Consider the following 2,739-nt stretch of genomic DNA (forward strand, 5'->3'; position numbering starts at 1 on the left):
GATGGTTAATGATACACGGATACCGTTAATTCTTTTACTGGCTCAACGGCTGTAGGTAGACAGGTTGCGGCTAAAGTAGCAACCCGCTTAGGGAAAACAATTCTGGAGCTGGGTGGAAATAATGCAATCATTCTTGATGAATCAGCTGATTTAAATCTTGCTATCCCAGGTATTGTTTTTGGTGCAGTTGGTACAGCAGGCCAACGATGTACTTCCACCAGACGTTTGTTTGTTCACGAATCGATGTATCGAGATGTTGTTAAGCGACTGCAACATGCTTATGAACAAATTACTATCGGTGACCCGTTAGACAGCAAAAATTTGATGGGACCTCTGATTGATGAGCAAGCTGTGAATCAATTTCGCAAGGCGGTTACACGTATACGTGATGCCGGCGGACAAATTGCATTTGGTGGTGAAGTGATCAATGAAGCGGGTTATTTTGTTCAACCTACCTTGGTAACAGACGTAAAAAATGAATGGGATATTGTGCAAGAAGAAACGTTTGCCCCTATTCTTTATGTGATGCCTTATCGCAGCCTGGAGGAAGCAATCGCTTTACAAAATGGTGTACCACAAGGCTTATCTTCGGCATTGTTTACGCAGAATCTTAAGAATGCTGAGCGTTATTTAAGTGCTATGGGAAGTGATTGTGGTATAGCCAACATTAACATAGGCACCTCTGGAGCTGAAATTGGTGGTGCTTTTGGTGGTGAAAAAGAGACTGGCGGTGGTCGCGAGTCAGGTTCCGATTCCTGGAAGGCTTATATGCGCAGGCAAACGAATACGATTAATTGGGGTGATGCTCTACCTTTAGCCCAAGGAATTCGTTTCAATCTATCTTAGAACAACTACTGAAATGATTTGTAATCAGTAGTCGTCGTAATCTATGGTATTTGTGATTGCTATTTTGTGAAAGTAGTTACAAGTACCAATAAAGCAACTAATCAACACTGAAATGAGTATTTTCACATTATAAAAAGGACATGAATCATGCAGGAACCATTTTTCATTAAAAAAGTCGCGGTTCTCGGTGCCGGTGTCATGGGAGCCCAAATTGCAGCTCATTGCGTGAATGCAGGGATTGAAACCTTATTATTTGATTTGGCTGGTAACGAGGGAGCAACCAATGCGTTAGTTGATAAAGCGATTGCTAATCTAGGTAAATTAAAGCCTGCCCCCTTGGCTACACCACAAACAGGTCTAGTCTTACAGGCAAAAAATTATGAGCAAAATTTAGCGGATTTGTCCAGTTGCGATTTAATTATTGAGGCAATAGGTGAACGTTTAGATTGGAAAGAAGATTTATATCGGCGTGTTGCTCCACATTTGAATAAAACAGCAATTTTAGTTAGTAACACGTCAGGTTTGAGTATTAACACGCTTGCCAAGGTATTACCCGAAGTACAGCGTAACCGGTTTTGTGGTGTACATTTTTTAATCCACCGCGTTATATGCATCTTGCTGAATTAATACCAGCAACTACAACCACACCGCAACTGATGGATAATTTGGAGACTTGGTTAACCAGCCGCCTGGGTAAGGGGGTTGTACGGGCGAAGGATACACCGAATTTTATTGCTAACCGAATAGGAGTGTTTTCACTATTAGCTACCTTACATCATGCGCAAGCAATGAAACTAGGTTTAGACGAAGTAGATGCGTTAACTGGTTCCTTATTGGGACGACCAAAATCAGCTACTTTTAGAACCATGGATGTTGTAGGGTTAGATACTATGCAACATGTTGTGCATACGATGGAACAACAGCTTAAAGAAGATCCTTGGCATGCTGCATTTAAATTACCAGAATGGTTAACGGCTTTGATTAAAGCAGGTCGTTTAGGTCAGAAATCAGGGGAAGGTATTTATCGTAAAAATGGGAAAGTTATTGAAGTTTATGATCTTGAGTCAGGAAATTACCGTCCAGCTCAGGGCAAAGTCAGTAATGAATTAAAAGATATTATGAAAATTGCTGATCCGCTAGCACGCATGCAGCAATTGACTACTTCTGCTAATAAGCAAGTCCAAATTTTTGACTGCTTGTTATCGTGATCTCTTCCATTACTGCGCCTATCACTTGGCTGAGATAGCAGACAATGTACGTGATGTCGATTTGGCCATTCGTTGGGGTTTTGGTTGGCAGCATGGTCCTTTTGAAACCTGGCAGATGGCTGGTATTAAGGAAATGAAAGCCAGCATAGAAAACGCGATTGCTGAAAAAATGACTTTAAGCCAGGCCAAATTACCTTCCTGGCTAGCTAAGATTAATGATTTTTATGGTGTAGAGGGTGCTTATTCTGCCCAGGAGAATAAGTATATTCCACGCAGCCAGTTAGCAGTTTATCAGCGCCAGTTCTTCCCGGATAACGTGTTAAAAGAAACTTCTCATCATACGACTACCTTATATGAGAACGAAGCTGTTCGTTTATGGCATCTTAAAGAAGATGTTGCAGTAGTTAATTTTAAAAGCAAAGCAAATACCATTGGGCAAGCGGTGCTTGATGGTTTACAAGAGGCAATAAACAAGGCTGAAAAAGAATGCCAAGGATTAATTATTTATCAGCCCGATGCCTCAAATTTTAGTTCTGGAGCTGATTTACGAGGCATTGCTGCACTGATTCAGGCCAATAAGATGGATGCCTTGGATACAATGATTAGTCAGTTTCAGCAACTTGCACTGCGCTTAAAGTATTGCGCAATTTCTACACTTGCAGCACTTCGAGGCCGTGCTTTAGGT

General features: G+C 41.3%; 2 pseudogenes. Both read left to right on the plus strand.

Annotated features, from left to right (window positions below):
* Positions 1-846, plus strand: a pseudogene (locus tag BN58_RS24475) (aldehyde dehydrogenase family protein); the annotation flags it as partial.
* Positions 847-993: 147 nt separating this feature from the next.
* Positions 994-2,739 (plus strand): annotated as a pseudogene (locus BN58_RS37025) (3-hydroxyacyl-CoA dehydrogenase NAD-binding domain-containing protein); the annotation flags it as partial.

Origin of the sequence: Legionella tunisiensis (genome assembly GCF_000308315.1) — a bacterium.
Classification (GTDB): Bacteria; Pseudomonadota; Gammaproteobacteria; order Legionellales; family Legionellaceae; genus Tatlockia; species Tatlockia tunisiensis.